15 protein-coding genes and 1 pseudogene are annotated in these 15,718 nt (G+C 73.2%); 13 read left to right on the top strand and 3 right to left on the bottom strand.

The genetic code is table 11. The features are described 5' to 3' along the window. Window position 1 precedes the first annotated feature (1 nt). From ABEA10_RS28030 to ABEA10_RS28000, 7 genes are all read left to right on the top strand, one after another. Complete coding sequence (locus ABEA10_RS28030) at window positions 2-925, top strand: alpha/beta hydrolase (protein ID WP_345468973.1); 924 nt, start codon at window positions 2-4, stop codon at window positions 923-925. 184 nt (window positions 926-1,109) lie between these two features. Beyond that, window positions 1,110-2,231, top strand: coding sequence for a PucR family transcriptional regulator (locus ABEA10_RS28025; protein ID WP_345469099.1), 1,122 nt, complete (start codon window positions 1,110-1,112; stop codon window positions 2,229-2,231). A gap of 80 nt (window positions 2,232-2,311) precedes the next feature. After that, window positions 2,312-3,241 carry an ACP S-malonyltransferase gene (locus tag ABEA10_RS28020; protein WP_345468972.1) on the top strand — a complete coding sequence of 310 codons (930 nt, stop codon included), beginning with the start codon at window positions 2,312-2,314 and terminating at the stop codon, window positions 3,239-3,241. Further along, the gene (locus ABEA10_RS28015) at window positions 3,238-4,203 is read left to right on the top strand and encodes a beta-ketoacyl-ACP synthase III (RefSeq protein ID WP_329240615.1); all 966 of its coding nucleotides are present in this window, start codon (window positions 3,238-3,240) and stop codon (window positions 4,201-4,203) included. Before ABEA10_RS28020 ends, ABEA10_RS28015 begins: the two co-directional genes overlap by 4 nt. A gap of 54 nt (window positions 4,204-4,257) precedes the next feature. Further along, a complete protein-coding gene (locus tag ABEA10_RS28010; protein ID WP_329240617.1) occupies window positions 4,258-4,509 on the top strand; it encodes an acyl carrier protein in 252 nt (83 codons plus the stop codon). Window positions 4,510-4,553: 44 nt separating this feature from the next. Continuing rightward, window positions 4,554-5,816 (top strand): beta-ketoacyl-ACP synthase II, encoded by a 1,263-nt coding sequence (gene fabF, locus ABEA10_RS28005; protein WP_329240620.1) that lies wholly within the window; start codon window positions 4,554-4,556, stop codon window positions 5,814-5,816. After that, complete coding sequence (locus tag ABEA10_RS28000; protein WP_425550971.1) at window positions 5,813-7,279, top strand: acyl-CoA carboxylase subunit beta; 1,467 nt, start codon at window positions 5,813-5,815, stop codon at window positions 7,277-7,279. The genes fabF and ABEA10_RS28000 overlap by 4 nt, the downstream gene beginning before the upstream one ends. 337 nt (window positions 7,280-7,616) lie before the next feature. On the opposite strand, the gene ABEA10_RS27995 is transcribed toward ABEA10_RS28000, so the two are convergent. Next, window positions 7,617-8,111, bottom strand: coding sequence for a DUF3145 domain-containing protein (locus ABEA10_RS27995; protein ID WP_329240623.1), 495 nt, complete (start codon window positions 8,109-8,111; stop codon window positions 7,617-7,619). 144 nt (window positions 8,112-8,255) lie between these two features. After that, entirely contained in the window at window positions 8,256-9,818 is a 1,563-nt protein-coding gene (gene lnt / locus ABEA10_RS27990) for an apolipoprotein N-acyltransferase (RefSeq protein ID WP_345468969.1), read from the bottom strand. A 139-nt stretch (window positions 9,819-9,957) separates the two neighbouring features. Between lnt and ABEA10_RS27985 the strand changes: the two genes are divergently transcribed. The 3 genes from ABEA10_RS27985 (at window position 9,958) to ABEA10_RS27975 (ending at window position 12,851) form a co-directional block, all read left to right on the top strand. Continuing rightward, entirely contained in the window at window positions 9,958-11,124 is a 1,167-nt protein-coding gene (locus ABEA10_RS27985; RefSeq protein ID WP_345468968.1) for a S8/S53 family peptidase, read from the top strand. Between the two features lie 147 nt (window positions 11,125-11,271). Further along, window positions 11,272-11,994 carry an alpha/beta hydrolase gene (locus tag ABEA10_RS27980; RefSeq protein WP_345468966.1) on the top strand — a complete coding sequence of 241 codons (723 nt, stop codon included), beginning with the start codon at window positions 11,272-11,274 and terminating at the stop codon, window positions 11,992-11,994. A gap of 53 nt (window positions 11,995-12,047) precedes the next feature. After that, window positions 12,048-12,851: a class I SAM-dependent methyltransferase gene (locus ABEA10_RS27975; RefSeq protein WP_345468965.1), complete on the top strand. Its 804-nt coding sequence runs from the start codon at window positions 12,048-12,050 to the stop codon at window positions 12,849-12,851. Window positions 12,852-13,013: 162 nt separating this feature from the next. Here the strand turns inward: ABEA10_RS27975 and ABEA10_RS27970 are convergent, their stop codons facing one another. Next, the gene (locus tag ABEA10_RS27970) at window positions 13,014-13,490 is read right to left on the bottom strand and encodes a hypothetical protein (protein WP_345468963.1); all 477 of its coding nucleotides are present in this window, start codon (window positions 13,488-13,490) and stop codon (window positions 13,014-13,016) included. Between the two features lie 158 nt (window positions 13,491-13,648). Here ABEA10_RS27970 and ABEA10_RS27965 point away from each other — a divergent pair, with 158 nt between their 5' ends. The 3 genes and pseudogenes from ABEA10_RS27965 to ABEA10_RS27955 form a co-directional block, all read left to right on the top strand. Beyond that, on the top strand, window positions 13,649-14,173 hold the full coding sequence (locus ABEA10_RS27965; RefSeq protein WP_345468962.1) for an RNA polymerase sigma factor: 525 nt from the start codon (window positions 13,649-13,651) through the stop codon (window positions 14,171-14,173). A gap of 135 nt (window positions 14,174-14,308) precedes the next feature. Next, the gene (locus ABEA10_RS27960; RefSeq protein WP_329240641.1) at window positions 14,309-14,770 is read left to right on the top strand and encodes a hypothetical protein; all 462 of its coding nucleotides are present in this window, start codon (window positions 14,309-14,311) and stop codon (window positions 14,768-14,770) included. After that, window positions 14,763-15,718: pseudogene (locus ABEA10_RS27955) on the top strand (hypothetical protein); the annotation flags it as partial. The gene ABEA10_RS27960 and the pseudogene ABEA10_RS27955, both read left to right, overlap by 8 nt.

Below are 15,718 nucleotides of genomic sequence, written 5' to 3'. Positions count from 1 at the left end.
AATGAAGGCCGGACGGGTGACCCTGCTCGCACTCACGGGCGCCGCGCTCGCGCTCAGCACCGCCGCGGCGGGCGACGCCTCGTCCCGGCCGCTGCCCCTGCGGCCCCTGCCCGCCCTGACCGGCCAGGCGCTGACCGCCCGGTACGCGGCCGAGCGTGCGGCGATCGAGAGCGCCGCCCGCGGCACCGAGGACCCGCGCACGTCGCAGCGCCTGCGCGCCCTCGCCGCGCCCGGCCGTACGTTCCTCGACTTCGACCCGCGCGGCCGGGCGGTCGAGGTGATCGGCGACCTGGCGACCGCGCGGCGTGTCGCCGTGCTCGTGCCCGGCGCGGACACGACTCCGGCCACCTTCGACTCCCGGGGGACCGCGTCGCCCGGCGGGGGCGCCCGAGCCCTGTACGCCGAGGCCGAACGCCTGTCCCCGGGCGCGCGGCTGGCCGTCATCGCCTGGCTCGGGTACCCGGCCCCGGCCACCATCAGCCCCGCCGTGCTCACCACCGGCCACGCCGACCAGGGCGCCCGGGCGCTCCGGCCGCTGGTCTCATGGCTGAACGCCCGCGGCGCCGGCGTCGCGCTGCTGTGTCACAGCTACGGCACGGTGGTCTGCGGGCGCGCCGCGAAGGACCTCGCCGCGACCGACATCGCCGTGTTCGGCAGCCCGGGGATGACCGTCTCCTCAGCGGCCGGGCTGCACACGCGTGCGCGGCTGTGGGCGGGACGCGCCTCGGCCGACTGGATGCGGTACACGCCGAACGTCCGGGTGCTCGGCGTCGGCTTCGGCGCGGACCCGGTCGCGGCGGGATTCGGCGCCCGGCGGTTCGCGGCGGGGGACGGCGGGCACAGCGACTACCTCCGGCCCGGCGGCGCCGCGCTGCGCAATCTGGCTCTCATCGCCCTCGGCCGCGTCGGCGATGTGACGCGTTGACCAGGACCTTCCCGGCACTTCCACAACCAAAGGCGGTTACCGTCACAGGTGACGTACCGCCGCCGGCGGCGACGTGCACGGCCCCCGCCGATGCTCTCATCCGCCGGCCGGGGGTGGGAGGGTGGAGAATGTGAAGAACGACGGCGACATCCGCGAAGAGACGACCGAGCGGCTCGAGCAGGCCATGGGATCGCTCGGCACCGCCGCCACGGCCAGCATGGAAGAACGCCTGCCGTGGTTCCGCGCGATGTCGGCGGAGTACCGCTCGTGGGTCGGCCTGGTGGCCCAGGCGGGCATCGCCGGGTTCGTCGAGTGGTTCAAGCACGAGGAGAAGATCCGGCCGGCCATCGCGGGCGAGGTCTTCGGCACGGCGCCCCGCGAGCTGATGCGCGCCGTACGCCTCCAGCAGACCGTCGAGATCGTGCGCGTCGTCATCGACGTGGTCGAGGCGCAGGTGAACAAGCTCGCCGCGCCGGGCGGCGAGACCCAGCTGCGCGAGGCGATCCTCCGTTACACCCGCGAGGTCGCCTTCGGCGCCGCGCAGGTCTACGCGCGGGCGGCCGAGACGCGCGGCGCGTGGGACGCGCGGCTCGAGGCGCTCATCGTCGACGCCCTGCTGCGCGGCGAGGTCGACGAGTCGCTGCACTCCTGGGCGGCCGCGCTCGGCTGGGCCTCGACCTCGGTGGCCGTCATGGCCGGGCACACGCCCGACGACGAGCCCGAGGCCATCATCGACGACATCCGCATCGCGTCGCGCCGCGCGCGCGTCGACGTGCTCGCCGGGGTCCAGGGCAGCCGCCTCATCATCATCGTCGGTGGCGTGGAGGACGATCCGCTCGCCGCGGCCAAGCCGTTCACCTCCAAGTTCGGCGCGGGCCCGGTCGTCGTCGGCCCGCGGGTGGAGGACCTGTACGCCGCCACCGGATCGGCGCGCGCCGCGCTCGCCGGGCTGCAGGCCGTGGCCGGCTGGCCGGACGCGCCCCGGCCGGTGCTCGCCGGCGCGCTGCTGGCCGAGCGCGCCCTCGACGGCGACGATGACGCGCGGGCGTTTCTTGTGGAGGAGGTCTACGAACCGCTGCGCGACGCCGGCGCCCCGCTGCTGGACACGCTGACGACCTATCTGGAGCAGGGCTCGTCGCTGGAGGCCACCGCGCGGCTCCTGTTCGTCCACCCCAACACCGTCCGCTACCGGCTCAGACGCGTCACGGAGCTGACCGGATACGTACCCGCCGACGGCCGCGCCGCCTTCACGCTGCGCATCGCACTCGTGCTCGGCCGCTTCATGTCGCGTCCGGCCAACTTGTAGGACCCTCACAAGGCGGGCCGCCCCAACTTCGTACCTCACCGCATGAACACGGCGCATCCCCACGAGGCACTGTGGGATGCGTGCTCGCCATCACCGCGCCCGGGCAGGGCGCCCAGACACCCGGATTCCTCGAGGCCTGGCTCGAGCTCCCGGGGGTGACCGAACGCCTCACCTGGTGGTCGGCCGTCACCGGGCTCGACCTGATCCGCTACGGGACGACCGCCGACGCCGACGAGATCCGCGACACCGCCGTCGCGCAGCCGCTGCTCGTCAGCGCCGCTCTCATCGCGTACGAGGTGCTCGACGTCAAGCCCGGCCTCGTGGCGGGGCACAGTGTGGGTGAGCTGGCCGCGGCCGCGATGGCCGGCGTCATCTCCCCCGAGGCGGCGCTCGTTCTCGCGCGTGAGCGCGGCCGGGCCATGGCCGAGGCGGCGACCGTCACCGAGACCGGCATGACCGCGGTGCTCGGCGGCGACCCGGGCGAGGTACAGACGGTCCTGAAAGAACACGGCCTCACGCCGGCGAACATGAACGGCGCCGGGCAGGTCGTCGCCGCCGGCACGATGGAGCAGCTCGCCGCGCTGAAGGACCGGCCGCCGTCCGGGGCACGGTTGCGCAGCCTCCAGGTGGCGGGCGCGTTCCACACCGTGCACATGCGGCCGGCGGTCGACACGCTCCAGCGCATCACGCCGGGCATGCCCGTGGCGGACCCGGGTATACAGGTGCTGTCCAACCGCGACGGCGCCGTCGTGGGGCGTGGAGAAGACTTCGTCGCCCGTCTCGCCGAGCAGGTCAGCAACCCGGTGCGCTGGGACTCCTGCATGGAGACGATGACGGACCTCGGCGTCACGGCCATCATCGAGCTTCCGCCGGCCGGCACTCTCGCCGGTATCGCTCGCCGTGCGCTGCCGGGGGTCGAGGTGGTCGCGCTCAAGACGCCGGACAAACTCGACCAGGCTCGCATCCTGGCCGAGGCCAGCCCCAGTGACGACACATTGGAGAACGCGTGACGTCCTTCCAGCTCCGTACCGGCGCCCCCGGGGCGCGCATCCTCGCGTTCGGCCACTACCAGCCGTCCAACGTCGTCACCAACGACGACATCGCCAAGACCGTCGACACCAACGACGAATGGATCCAGAGCCGGGTCGGCATCAAGCAGCGGCGCATCGCCGGTCCCGACGAGTCGGTGGTCGACATGGGGGTGCAGGCGGGCGGCAAAGCCCTCGCCAACAGCGGTCTGTCCCCGGCCGACATCGACCTGGTCATCGTCGCCACCTGCACCCAGGAGGCGCAGATCCCCAACGCGTCGGCACAGGTCGCCAGCCGTCTGGGCATCGTCGCGCCGGGCGCGTACGACGTCAACGCCGCCTGCGCGGGCTTCTGCTACGCCCTGTCCAACGCCTCCGACGCGATCCGCGCCGGTTCGGCGCGCAACGTGCTCGTGGTCGGCGCGGAGAAGCTCTCCCAGTGGGTGGACTGGACGGACCGTTCCACCTGCATCATCTTCGCCGACGGCTCGGGCGCGGCGGTCGTCGGGCCGTCCGAGGAGACGTCGGTCGGGCCGGTCGTGTGGGGCAGCGCCGGCGACATGGCCGAGCGGATCTACATCAAGGACCGGAACAGCTTCCTCTACCAGGAGGGACAGAGCGTGTTCCGGTGGACCACCACGTATCTTCACAAGGTGGCCAGGGAAGCGTGCGACCGCGCCGGCGTCGACCCGTCGGAGCTGGCGGCGTTCGTGCCCCACCAGGCCAACCTGCGCATCGTCGAGGCGATCGCGCGCAAGCTCAAGGCGGACAACGCGGTCGTCGCCGACGACATCGTGGAGGCCGGCAACACCTCGGCCGCCTCGATCCCGCTCGCTCTCTCCCGGCTCATCGAGCGCGGCGACGTGCCCTCCGGCGGTCCCGCCCTGCTGATGGGCTTCGGCGCCGGGATGACGTACGCGGCTCAGGTCGTCGACATCCCGTAACCCCCGTTCCTCACCCACCTTCAGTACAACCCGATTCAGAGGAGTAATAGCACCATGGCACTGTCCGACCAGGAGATCCTCAAGGGCCTCGGCAAGATCATCGAGGAGATCGCCGGTGTGCCGGCGTCCGACGTCACCCCCGACAAGTCGTTCGTGGACGACCTCGACATCGACTCGCTGTCGATGGTGGAGATCGCCGTCGCCGCGCAGGACGAGTTCGGCGTCGAGATCCCCGACGACGAGCTGAAGAACCTCAAGACCGTCAAGGACGTCGTCGTCTACGTGCAGGGCAAGGACGCGGCCTGAAAGACACGTCCAGCGACGAGAACATCAAAGGAGAGCGTGACCGAATGAGTACCTCCGTCGTCGTGACCGGACTGGGCGCGACCACGCCACTCGGCGGCGACGTGGCGTCGACCTGGTCCGCTCTGCTCGCGGGCCGTTCCGGCGTCAAGCCGATCGAGGCGGACTGGGCCAAGGACCTGCCGGTGAGGATCGCCGCGAGGATCGCGGTGGAGCCGTCGGAGGTCCTGCCCAGGCACCGGCTGCGCCGTCTCGACCGGTGCCAGCAGTTCGCTCTCATTGCCGCGCACGAGGCCTGGCGCGACGCCGGCCTCGCGTTCGGTGACGAGGAGTCGGCGGAGGGCTTCCGGGTCGACGGCGACCGGCTCGGCGCGGTCGTCTCCAGCGGCATCGGGGGGATCATCACCACCCTCGACAACTACGACACGCTGCGGGAGAAGGGCTGGAAGCGCGTCTCGCCGTTCGCCGTGCCGATGCTGATGCCCAACGGCGCCGCCGGCCAGGTGAGCATCGAGTTCGGCGCCCGTGCGGGCGCGCACGCGCTGGCGAGCGCGTGCGCCTCCAGCGCCGAGGCCATCGGCTACGGCATCGACATGATCCGCTCCGGCCGTGCCGACATCGTCATCGCGGGTGGCACCGAGGCGGCCATCCACCAGCTCAACCTCGCCGCGTTCGCGTCGATGCGCGCCATGTCGACGCGTAACGACGAGCCGGAGCGCGCGTCGCGGCCCTACGACAAGAACCGCGACGGTTTCGTGCTCGGCGAGGGCTCGGGCATCGTCATCCTCGAGTCCGAGGAGCACGCCCGTGCGCGCGGCGCGCGGATCCACGGCGTCGCCGCCGGCGTCGGGTACTCCGCCGACGCCAACGACATCGTGCAGAACGACGCTGACGGCATGTCCAAGGCCATGAAGCGCGCGCTGGCCGACGCGGGTCTTGAACCAGGAGACATCGTCCACATCAACGCACACGGCACGTCCACCCCGATCGGCGACGTCGGTGAGATCAAGGCGATCAAGAAGGCGCTCGGCGACGCGGCCGGGCAGATCATCGTGACGAGCACCAAGTCGATGACCGGGCACCTGCTCGGTGGCACCGGCGCGGTGGAGTCGATCGCCACGCTGCTCGCGCTGCGCGAGGGCCTGGTCCCGCCGACCATCAACATCGACGATCTCGACGACGAAGTCGACCTCGACATCGCCCAGGGCGAGCCGAGGAAGCTGCCCGGCGGCCCCGCCGCGGCACTGAACAACTCGTTCGGCTTCGGTGGCCACAACGTGTGCGTCGCCTTTAGGAGGCATGAGTCGTGACCGTTGTCGACAGTCGTACCCCCGCTCCGGCGGCCGACGAGATCCCCCAGCAGGCCGAGGCCGAGCTCGAGGCCGAGGCCGCGCCGGACCCCCGGGACCCGCGCGTCCGGCTCGAAGCGCTCTTCGACGAGGGGTCGCTGCGGCTCCTCACCGAAGAGGACGACAGCGGCGCCATCGCGGGCGTCGGCCGGATCGAGGGCATGCCCGTCGCGGCCTTCGCCAGCGACCCGCGCGTCCAGGGCGGCGCCCTGGGCGCGGCGGGCTGTGAGCACATCGTGCACGCGTACGACCACGCGGTGCGCGAGCGTCTGCCGATCATCGGCCTGTGGCACTCCGGCGGTGCCCGCATCGCCGAGGGCGTCGAGTCGCTCCACGGCGTCGGCCGGATCTTCGCCGCGATGACCCACGCCTCCGGCGTGGTGCCGCAGATCTCGGTCGTGCTCGGCGCCGCGGCCGGCGGTGCGGCGTACGGCCCGGCGCTGACCGACATCGTCATCCTGTCCGAGGGCGGCCGCATCTTCGTGACCGGCCCGGACGTCGTCCGCTCGGTCACCGGCGAGGACGTCGACATGGCGGCGCTGGGCGGTCCCGAGCCGCACAGCAAGCGCAGCGGTGTCGTGCACATCGTGACCAAGACCGACACCGAGGCCCTGCTCAGGGCCCGGCGGGTCGCGGCGCTGCTCGGCCACCAGGGTCGGCTGCGGCCCGAAGAGGTGGACGAGGTCGACCTGGGCGGCATCCTGCCGGACAACCCCCGGCGTGCCTACAACGTCAAGCCGATCGTGACCCGGCTGCTCGACGAGGGGTCGGAGTCGATCGAGCTGCACCCCAAGTGGGCGCCGAACATCACGACCACGCTGGGCCGTCTCGGCGGCCGTACGGTCGGGGTCATCGCCAACAACCCGATGCGGCTGGGCGGCTGCCTGGACGCGACGTCGGCGGAGAAGGCGGCGCGGTTCGTCCGGATGTGCGACGCGTTCGGGGTGCCGCTCATCATGGTGGTCGACGTCCCCGGCTACCTGCCGGGCGTGGGCCAGGAGCACGACGGCGTCGTACGGCGAGGGGCCAAGCTCCTGCACGCGTTCGCCGAGGCGGTCGTGCCCCGGGTGACGCTGGTGACCCGCAAGCTGTACGGCGGCGCGTACATCGCGATGAACTCCCGCGCCCTGGGCGCGACGCGCGTCTTCGCCTGGCCGACCGCCGAGGTCGCGGTGATGGGCTCGGTCGCCGCGGTCCGCATCCTGCACCGGCGCAAGCTGGCCGCCGTGCCGGAGGAGGAGCGCCACGCGCTGGAAGAGCAGCTCGCGGCCGAACACGAGAAGATCGTCGGCGGCCTCGACCGGGCGCAGAACATCGGCGTCATCGACGAGGTCATCGAGCCCGCGAAGACCCGCCGCGCCATCGCGCAGGCGATCGCCGAGGCCACCCCGGCCCGCGGCGCACACGGCAACATCCCTCTGTAGCAGTGGATCCGGGCACCGCCCGGAGACCCCACATACGGCACGCCCCGTCCAGGCCGTCCTGGACGGGGCGTCTCGGGTTCCTGGCCCGTACGGCCGTGACCGATCAACTGACCCTCGGTACCTCCCGGAAAGGGCGGTACCGGCGACGTCGGTGCCGCCCGGCCGGTCTCGTGTCGCCGAGGCGCCGGGCCGCGCCCGTACGGCGGCGCGTCCCCGTGTCGCTCCCCGCGGGGGACGGCCGTCTCCCACCGGATGGGCCGGCGGGCGCCGGGCGGACTCCGGCCGGCGCGGCCCGACGGTCGGCCGCTCCGGTCCGGTCACCCGGCTTCGTACGTGATCAGCCGGCGGCGTGCAGCCAGCGGACCGGGGCTCCGTCGCCGGCGCGGCGAAACGGCTCCAGCTCGTCGTCCCACGGCTTGCCGAGGAGCCGGTCGACCTCGTGCTCGAAGGTCGCCTTGCCCGCCATGGCGTTGGCCATCGCCGCGCGCAGGCGGTCTTCGGGCACGTGGACGTCGCCGTTCGCGCCGATCACGGCGGTGAAGGCGCCGAGGGAGGGCGTCACGCTGTAGCGGACGCCGTCGCATCCGGGCGTGGCGTCCTCGGTCACCTCGAAGCGCAGCAGGCGCCAGTCGCGCAGCGCCGACACGATGCCGGCGGCTGTGCCGGGGCGACCTTCCCAGCACAGCTCGGTGCGCATCGTCCCTGGAGCCGCGGGCTGATCGCTCCACGGCAGTGAGACGGGCACACCGAGAACGCCTGCGGCGGCCCACTCGATGTGAGGGCACAGCGCAGGCGGCGCTGAGTGGACGTAGAAAACGCCACGTGCGGACACCGGACCTCCTGGGAGCGTTGCGAGGTTCGTCTTCCCCAACGTCCTCGCACCAGACGGGACCGAATGACCGCATGGTCATTGTGCCTCATGCTCATCACTCGCACCAGACCGCATACCGCGTAGGAATGAGTCGGACCTACCAGATCAGCCTCGTGGGTGTCGCCGGCGCCACGCCTGGAGGCCGGCTCCGGCCGCGATCACGACGGCGAGCCAGGGCACGTAGTCGCCGTAGCGGTCGTACGGCGTGCGCCCGCGTGACGGCGTGACCTCCACGACGACCGAACCCCGCCGGGGCGTGTCCATCCAGGCGATCCGCCGTCCCCGCTCGTCGAACGCGGCCGACACCCCGGTCAGCGCGGCCTGTACCGCGGGCCGTCCCGTCTCGGCGGCCCGTACGGCACCGAGCGAGGCGTGCTGCGGCGGCGCCCAGCTGCCCTGGAAGGTCGAGGTCGCCGACTCGTACACGAGGACGCGGGCCCCGCGGTTCACGACCGTGCGGGCCAGGTCGGGGAAGGTCGACTCGAAGCAGATCAGCGGTCCGAAGTCGACGGCGCCCGCGCGCATCATCACGACGCCCGTGCCGGGCACGCGGTTCTGATCGGCCGCCTTGCTGACGCGGGTGAGCCAGCCGAGGGTGGTCCGCAGCGGGATGTACTCGCCGAAGGGCACGAGGCGGTTCTTGACGTACCGGGCCCGCTCCCCGTCCGGCCCGATGAGCACCGCGCTCTTGGAGATCCGCCCGGCGGCGTCCCGCGCGTCCTCGTTGACGAGCAGCGGGCCGTGCGCGCGGGCGAGGGCCGTCAGCCGGGCCATCAGGTCGGGCCGCCGGCGCAGGTCGAAACCGACGCTGCTCTCGCCCCAGACCACCAGGTCGACCCTGGGCAGCGCGGCGGTGATCCGCTCCCCCGCGTCGAACCGCGTGCCCGCGCCGACCACGACGCCCGGCTGCACGAGCGCCACCTTCAGCGGACGGCCGGCGGGCGCGGACCAGGACCGGTACGTCAGCGGCCCGGCCGCCGCGATCAGGACGGCGAGCAGGACGGCGGCAAGGGTACGGCGGACCGGCCGCCCCGCGGGCGGCGTGTCCCCGGCGCGGCGGAACCAGGCGCCGGCCGCGATCGCCAGCGCGGTGTTGACCGCCACGAGGGCGAAGGTGACGAGCCACACGCCGCCGATGGAGGCCAGGCTCAGCACCGCGGGATGCCGCCACTGCGTCGCGCCGTACAGCGCCCACGGGCCGCCCAGCGACTGCCAGGAGCGCCCCCACTCCGCCGCGAGCCACACGCTCGGCACCACGACGACGGCCGCGATGAGGCGGCCGGGCCGCAGGAGCGCCCAGGCCGCGTAGCCCCACGGCGCCCAGAGCGCGCCGGCGGCCACGGCGAGCAGGAGCACACCCGGCCCGACGGTGGGGAGCAGCCAGTAGAGCGCGGCGAGGATGAACCCGGCGCCGAACCACCAGCCGCGCTTGGCCGCCTCGCGGCCGGTCGGCGCGGAGCGGGCGAGCAGCAGGCCGGGCGTGAGCGCCACCCACGCGAGCCAGTCGAGCCCCGGACGTGGGAAGGCCAGCACCGGCAGCGCGCCCGCGACGAGGGCCGGCGCCCGGCGGCGCAGGAGGGCGACGGCCCTGGCGCGCCGGGTGACGGAACGGCCGCCGTCCGCCGACGGGTCTCCGCCGGACCCGATCACCTCCGCCGCGGCCCTCACCCCTCAAGAGTGATCGTCCGCGGGGACGTAAGGCAAGGGGGCCGGTTCCCCCGTTCCGCTGGCCGTATGCGACATGTCACGGCACACTGCGTAACGTCCACTCGCTCTGCGTGAACGACCGGTGCTGCGGAGGTGCGCGGTGTTCGACGAGACCGTTCAGGCGGCGCGGCTCGAACGCCTGCTCGCCCGCCACCGCGACGCCGTGGTCGCCGAGCCGGTTCGCGGGCGCCCGTCCCTCGTACGCCGCGACCAGATCCTCGTCGCCGGCCAGGACGTGCCGGCGGTGGAGGATCTGGTGCGCCGCTGGCGTGACACGACGGAGGAGGGCCCGGGCGCCGCCCGCGTGCACCTGCGGGCGCCGGCGGGTGTCGACGTCTGCGAGCTGGCCGCCGAACTGCACGGGCACCACGGGCTGGCGGTGGCGCCCAACCATCTCGTGCACGGCCAGCCGATGTGGTGGACGGGCCCGGCCGGACGGCCACGGCCCGCCGCGCCGCCCGTCCCGCCCGCCGCCCCGGGCGCGGGGCGGCGCCCGGTCACGGTCGCGGTGCTCGACACGGGGATGTCGCCGCACCCGTGGTACGAGACGACGGACTGGTACGCCGCGCAGCGCGCGGAGGTCACCGAGGTCCTCGACGCCGATCTGGACTACGAGCTCGACGCCCAGGCGGGGCACGGCACGTTCATCGCGGGCGTGCTCCTGCGGCACGCGCCCGGGGTCCGGATCCGTGCCCTCCGGGTGATCGGCGGCGACGGCGTCGGTGACGAGCTCGGCGTCCTGCGCGCGCTGGCCTGGCTGTCGGAGTGGGGACGGGCCGACGTCGCCAACCTGTCGCTCGGCTGCCACACGTACGACGACCGCCCGTCTCCGGTCGTCGCCCGCGCCGTCGCCGCCCTCGCCCGGCGCACGGTCGTGGTGGCGTGCGCCGGCAACCACGCGAGCGACCGGCCGTTCTGGCCCGCCGCGCTGAAGCACGTGGTCGCCGTCGCCGCGCTGGACGGTGGGGAGCGCGCCTGGTTCTCCGACCACGGCTGGTGGGTGGACGCCTCCGCGCCGGGAGTGGACGTCACGAGCTGCTTCGTGCGCTTCGACGGCCCACGCCCACCGGTGCACGGGATCGACCCGGACGCCTTCGCCGGCTACGCGACGTGGAGCGGCACCTCGTTCGCCGCGCCCGCGGTGGCCGGCCGGATCGCCGACCTGGCGGCCACCGAGCGGATCCCCGCCCCTCTGGCGGCCGCCCGCCTGCTCGACCCCGCCGGCCGGCGGGTCTCGCCGGAACTCGGCGTAATCCTGACGCCTTAGGCGCACCGGTCGGGCTCCGCGACCACCGGTGTCACCCGCCGCTCCGGCCGCCGCACCGCGGGAATGTCGGTGCCGTCGCCTACCGTCAGTCGCATCCAGAGCGTGGCAGGCGACTGATCGGGGATCGCGGCAGCGGGAGGGGACACGGTGGCCACATTCGTCTTGATCCACGGCGCCGGCGATGTCGGCTGGTACTGGCACTCGGTGGAGGACGCGCTGCGGGCGCGAGGCCATGACACCGTCGCGCCGGATCTTCCCTGCGACGACGACTCGGCGGGCCTGCCCGAATACGCGGACACCGTGGTCGAGGCGGTCGGCGACCGGACCGATCTGATCGTCGTCGCGCAGTCGCTCGGCGGCTTCACGGCCCCGCTCGTCTGCGACCGGGTGACAGTCAAACTGCTCGTCCTGGTCGCGCCCATGATCCCCGCACCGGCGGAGGCACCCGCCAACTACTGGGCCCATACGCGATACGGCCAGGAGGCGCGCGACCACTACGACGACACGATCGCGCTGTTCTACCAGGACGTCCCGCCGGAGCTGGCCGCCGAGGCGCTCAAGCGGACGCGCGGCCAGTCCGAGGCCCGGATGGGAGAGGCCTCGCCGCTTCGGGCCTGGCCCGACGTTCCCACGCGGGTCTTGATCTGTCGCGACGACCGCCTGCTCCCCACGGTTTTCCAGCGCCGCGTCGCCCGGGAGCGCCTGGGCATCACCCCCGACGAGATCGACGGTGGGCACACCCCCGCGCTGAGCCGCCCCCGCGAGCTGACGGACCGCCTCGAGGCCTACGCCGCCGAGCAGGGACTGCTCGGTGACCGCGACGAGCCGGCCGCCTCCCGGAGGCCGGGTGGCGGGACGCCGTCCCGATGAACACCGGTCACCGACGGCGCCCCGACGACCCCGACCGTGGTGAGGGAACCGCGATGCGAGACGCCGCGAGCGCACACACGCTCGACCCCGGCGGCTACGAAGCCGAACTGCGGCGACACGACCAGGTGCTGCGCCGGGCCTGTGGCGTCCGGCTCCACGACCACGTGCTCGACGTCGGATGCGGCGCCGGGCAGACGACCCGGCAGGCCGCGCGCACGGCCCGGGCGGGCGGCGCGCTCGGCGTCGACATCTCCGCACCCGCCATCGAGCGTGCCCGTGAGCTCGCCCGGGCGGAGGGGCTCCGCAACGTCACGTTCGAACACGCCGACGCACAGGTTCACCGCTTTCCGCAACAGCGCTTCGACCTGGCGATCAGCAGGTTCGGCACGATGTTCTTCGAGGATCCCGTCGCCGCGTTCACCAACATCGGCCGGGCGCTGCGCCCGGCCGGGCACCTGGTGATGATGGTCTGGCAGTCCTCCGAACGCAATGAGTGGATCGTCGCGATCCGCCGGGCCCTCGCAGGCTCCGAAGGGTCCGGGGCCGCCGCTTCCGCCGGACCGGATCCGTTCTCGCTCGCCGACGCGGTGACCGTGAGGCAGACGCTGGACGCCGCGGGATTCGCCGACATCGCCTTCAGCGAGGTCCGTGAGCCGGTCTACTACGGTCCGGACGTGGCCGCCGCCCTCGACTGGGTCCGCGGCTTCGCCTGCACCGGCGAGACACTGAACGGGCAGGACCCCGCCGCGGCGGCGCGTACGGTCGCGCGTCTGCGCGAGACGCTCTCCGCACACCTGCGCGACGACGGCGTCTGGTTCGACTCCCGCGCCTGGATCATCACCGCTCGTCGCCCCTGAGAGGGCTCGCCCAGACCTCAGGTCGATCGCGCGAACGCCCCGCGCGGCGGTACGACGGAACCTGATGCAGCCGCTTATGCCCCGACCGCCGCGGGATCGCACGGCATCGCCGCGCGCCATACTTATAGAGACCGGGGTGATTCGCTTTTTTGAGGTCGCGCCTCACCGCCGGCGACGGTGTCGACGTGGGTGATGACGCTGGCCGCCGCCGGCCGGTCCTCTTCGCGGTAAAATCGCGTTCCAGCAGGTCAACAGGTCTATAGACACCGGGAACGACACCGCCCGAGCTTCACCGAAGCCCGATTCCCGCATCAGCGTCTCGAGCGCGCGGCGGGCCATGCGGTATTCCTTCGCTATTCGCCTGCGCACATCTTTCCAGGGCGCCGTCCAGTTCACGACCGGGTTTTCCCAACGCCCGCGCGCCTCCTTTTTCATCGCCTCATCAGCAACCGCAAAGCCGACGACTGCTATGCGGTTCGTCGTTCTCCGGTCGATCGGGTCGTCGGTTCGGATCTCCGGCGACGGCCCGGGATCCGCCTCTTGCCCGGCGGCGTGATCCGTGTGATGCTGCCGCATATCGTGAACACCGAGTTCGCGATATGAACATCCTCCGACCCGCGCCTCATCATCGGAGAGCACGCAAGATGAACATGTTCAAGCGGCTGTTGCAGTCGGCCGACCGGCCCGTCATCGGAACGTTCGCGAAACTCCCCACCCTCGAGATCGCCGAGATCGGTCTTTACGACTTAGTGTAATCGAGCGGTAACGATCCGCTAATATCCGCGTCTGTGGAGGAGATGAGCACGGGCGATCTCGTACGGCGGGCGGGGCAGGGAGACGCGGAGGCGTGGCGGGCCCTCGTCGGCCGTTACTCCCGCCTTCTCTGCTCGATCGCGCGCTCGTACGGGCTGAGCGGCGCCGACGCCGAGGACGTGGTGCAGACGACGTGGCTCCGGCTGGTCGAGCGCCTCACGCTGCTGCGCGACCCGGCGCGCGCGGGGGCCTGGCTGGCGGTCACGGCGCGGCACGAGAGCATGGCCACGCTCCGGCGGGCCGGGCGCGAGCGGCCTCTCAAGGGAACCGGTCCGACGGTGACCGGGCCCCACCACGTGGTGTTCGGCCGCGATCTGGCCGCCTCCGTCGGGGCCGCGCTGGAGACGATCCCGCCGCGCTGCCGCGAGCTGCTGGAGCTGTTGGCCGGCTCGCCGCGGCTCAGCTACGCGGAGATCTCCGCGGCGCTCGAGATGCCGGTCGGCAGCGTGGGTCCGACGCGTGCGCGCTGCCTCACCCACCTGCGCCGTCGCCTCGGCGGTCGCGCGTGAACGAGCGAAGCTGGCGACCGAACAGGCACAGCGGCGTTTCGCTCACGGGTCCGGCCAGGGAGGCCCCATGAGCGAACGCAGTGAGCGAATCGACAACACAGCGCCCATGGTCACCCCTCCGACGAAGGAGGGCTCATGAGCAGGCGAGGCGACGGACACAGCGGCTCCGCTCCCGGTGAACCGAGCGATCAGGAGCTGACCAGGGCGCTGCGCCGGGCGTTTCCGCCGGTGCCGGAGCGGGTGATCGCGCTCGGGCAGGCCGCGTTCGACTGGTTCGAGCCGGCCGCCGCGCTCGCCACGCTCACCTCCGAGACCATCGCGGCTCCGGCGGGCGTCCGCGGGGGCGGCTCGCGGCTGCTCACGTTCTCCGGGGCCCGCGTCAGCGTCGAGATCGAGGTCTGCGGCCGGGAGATCGTCGGCCAGCTCGCGCCGCCGTCGGCCGCCGAGGTGATCCTGCGGTCGCCCGGTGGTGAACGTGGCACGCGGACCGACGACGCGGGGGCCTTCGCCCTGACCGGGGTTCCGGCGGGCGTGGTCAGCCTGCTGTTCCGGCTGGCCGACGCGACGTCGGTCGTGACGAGCTGGATCCGTGTCTGATCGCCTGATCACGGCGGCGGCAGCCGATCCGCGGCGGGCCTACGACACGGCTCTCGCGCTGGTGGACGACGGTGACCCGGCGCTCCGCGTGACCGCCCGGCGCGCGCTGGGCCTCGCCTGCAAGGAGCTCGGCCGGCTCGGCGAGGGGCGTACGCACCTCGCCGAGGCCCTGCGGGTCGCCGAGGCCGAGGGGCTGGCGTACGCGTCGGCGCTGGTCAAGATGAACCTCGTCGGGCTGCTCGTCGCAAGCGGCGACGTGGACGGCGCGCTCGCGGCGGCCGACGAGGCGGCGCCCGTGCTCACCGGGGCCGACGCCGACCGTCTCCTGGCGAACCGCGCCTGCGCCCTGGCCCGTGCCGGGCGCATCGAGGAGGTGGCGCGGATCGCGCGCACGTGCCGCGACCCGGAGGTGGCGATCGGCCTGCGGGTCAACGTCGGGCTGGCACGGGTGTACGCCGGACGGCTCGGGCGCGGTGAGGCGGACCTGCGCGGTGCGCTCGCGTTGGCCGAGCGCGCCGGACTGCGGCACCAGGCGGCGATGGCGCGCCACAACCTCGCGGTGGTCGCGCTGCGCCGTGGCGACCTTGCGCGGGCGCTCGCGATCTACGACGAGGTCGAGGCGCGGCTCACCGGCGTCGGCGAGCGGCTGTGCCAGCTTCACCTCGACCGCTCGGAGGCGCTGATCGCGGCCCGGCTGCCGGGCGAGGCGCGCGTGCTGCTGGCGCGGACGCTCGAACGCCTGGACGGCGCCGGCTACCGCTGTGACACCGCCGACGCCCTGCTGCTGCTCTCCCACGCCGAGCTGGCCGACGGCGACCCGCACGCCGCGTCCGCGACCGCCGAGCGGGCACGGGCCGCGTTCGGCGCCGGGCGTCCGGGGTTCGCGCTGCTGGCCGGGCAGGTCGGGCTGCGGGCCCGCTGGGCCGGCGGCGACCGGTCGGCCGCGCT

The sequence above is a fragment of the Actinoallomurus oryzae genome (genome assembly GCF_039541955.1).
Classification (GTDB): domain Bacteria; phylum Actinomycetota; class Actinomycetes; order Streptosporangiales; family Streptosporangiaceae; genus Actinoallomurus; species Actinoallomurus oryzae.
The sequence above is the reverse complement of the archived record's forward strand: the minus strand, read 5'-3'. Positions and strand labels throughout refer to the sequence as shown.

Coding starts and splice junctions, on each gene's coding strand:
- ABEA10_RS28030 (WP_345468973.1), top strand. CDS start 2: ATGAAGGCCGGACGGGTGACCCTGCTCGCACTCACGGGCGCCGCGCTC.
- ABEA10_RS28025 (WP_345469099.1), top strand. CDS start 1,110: ATGGGATCGCTCGGCACCGCCGCCACGGCCAGCATGGAAGAACGCCTG.
- ABEA10_RS28010 (WP_329240617.1), top strand. CDS start 4,258: ATGGCACTGTCCGACCAGGAGATCCTCAAGGGCCTCGGCAAGATCATC.
- fabF (WP_329240620.1), top strand. CDS start 4,554: ATGAGTACCTCCGTCGTCGTGACCGGACTGGGCGCGACCACGCCACTC.
- ABEA10_RS27975 (WP_345468965.1), top strand. CDS start 12,048: ATGCGAGACGCCGCGAGCGCACACACGCTCGACCCCGGCGGCTACGAA.
- ABEA10_RS27965 (WP_345468962.1), top strand. CDS start 13,649: ATGAGCACGGGCGATCTCGTACGGCGGGCGGGGCAGGGAGACGCGGAG.
- ABEA10_RS27960 (WP_329240641.1), top strand. CDS start 14,309: ATGAGCAGGCGAGGCGACGGACACAGCGGCTCCGCTCCCGGTGAACCG.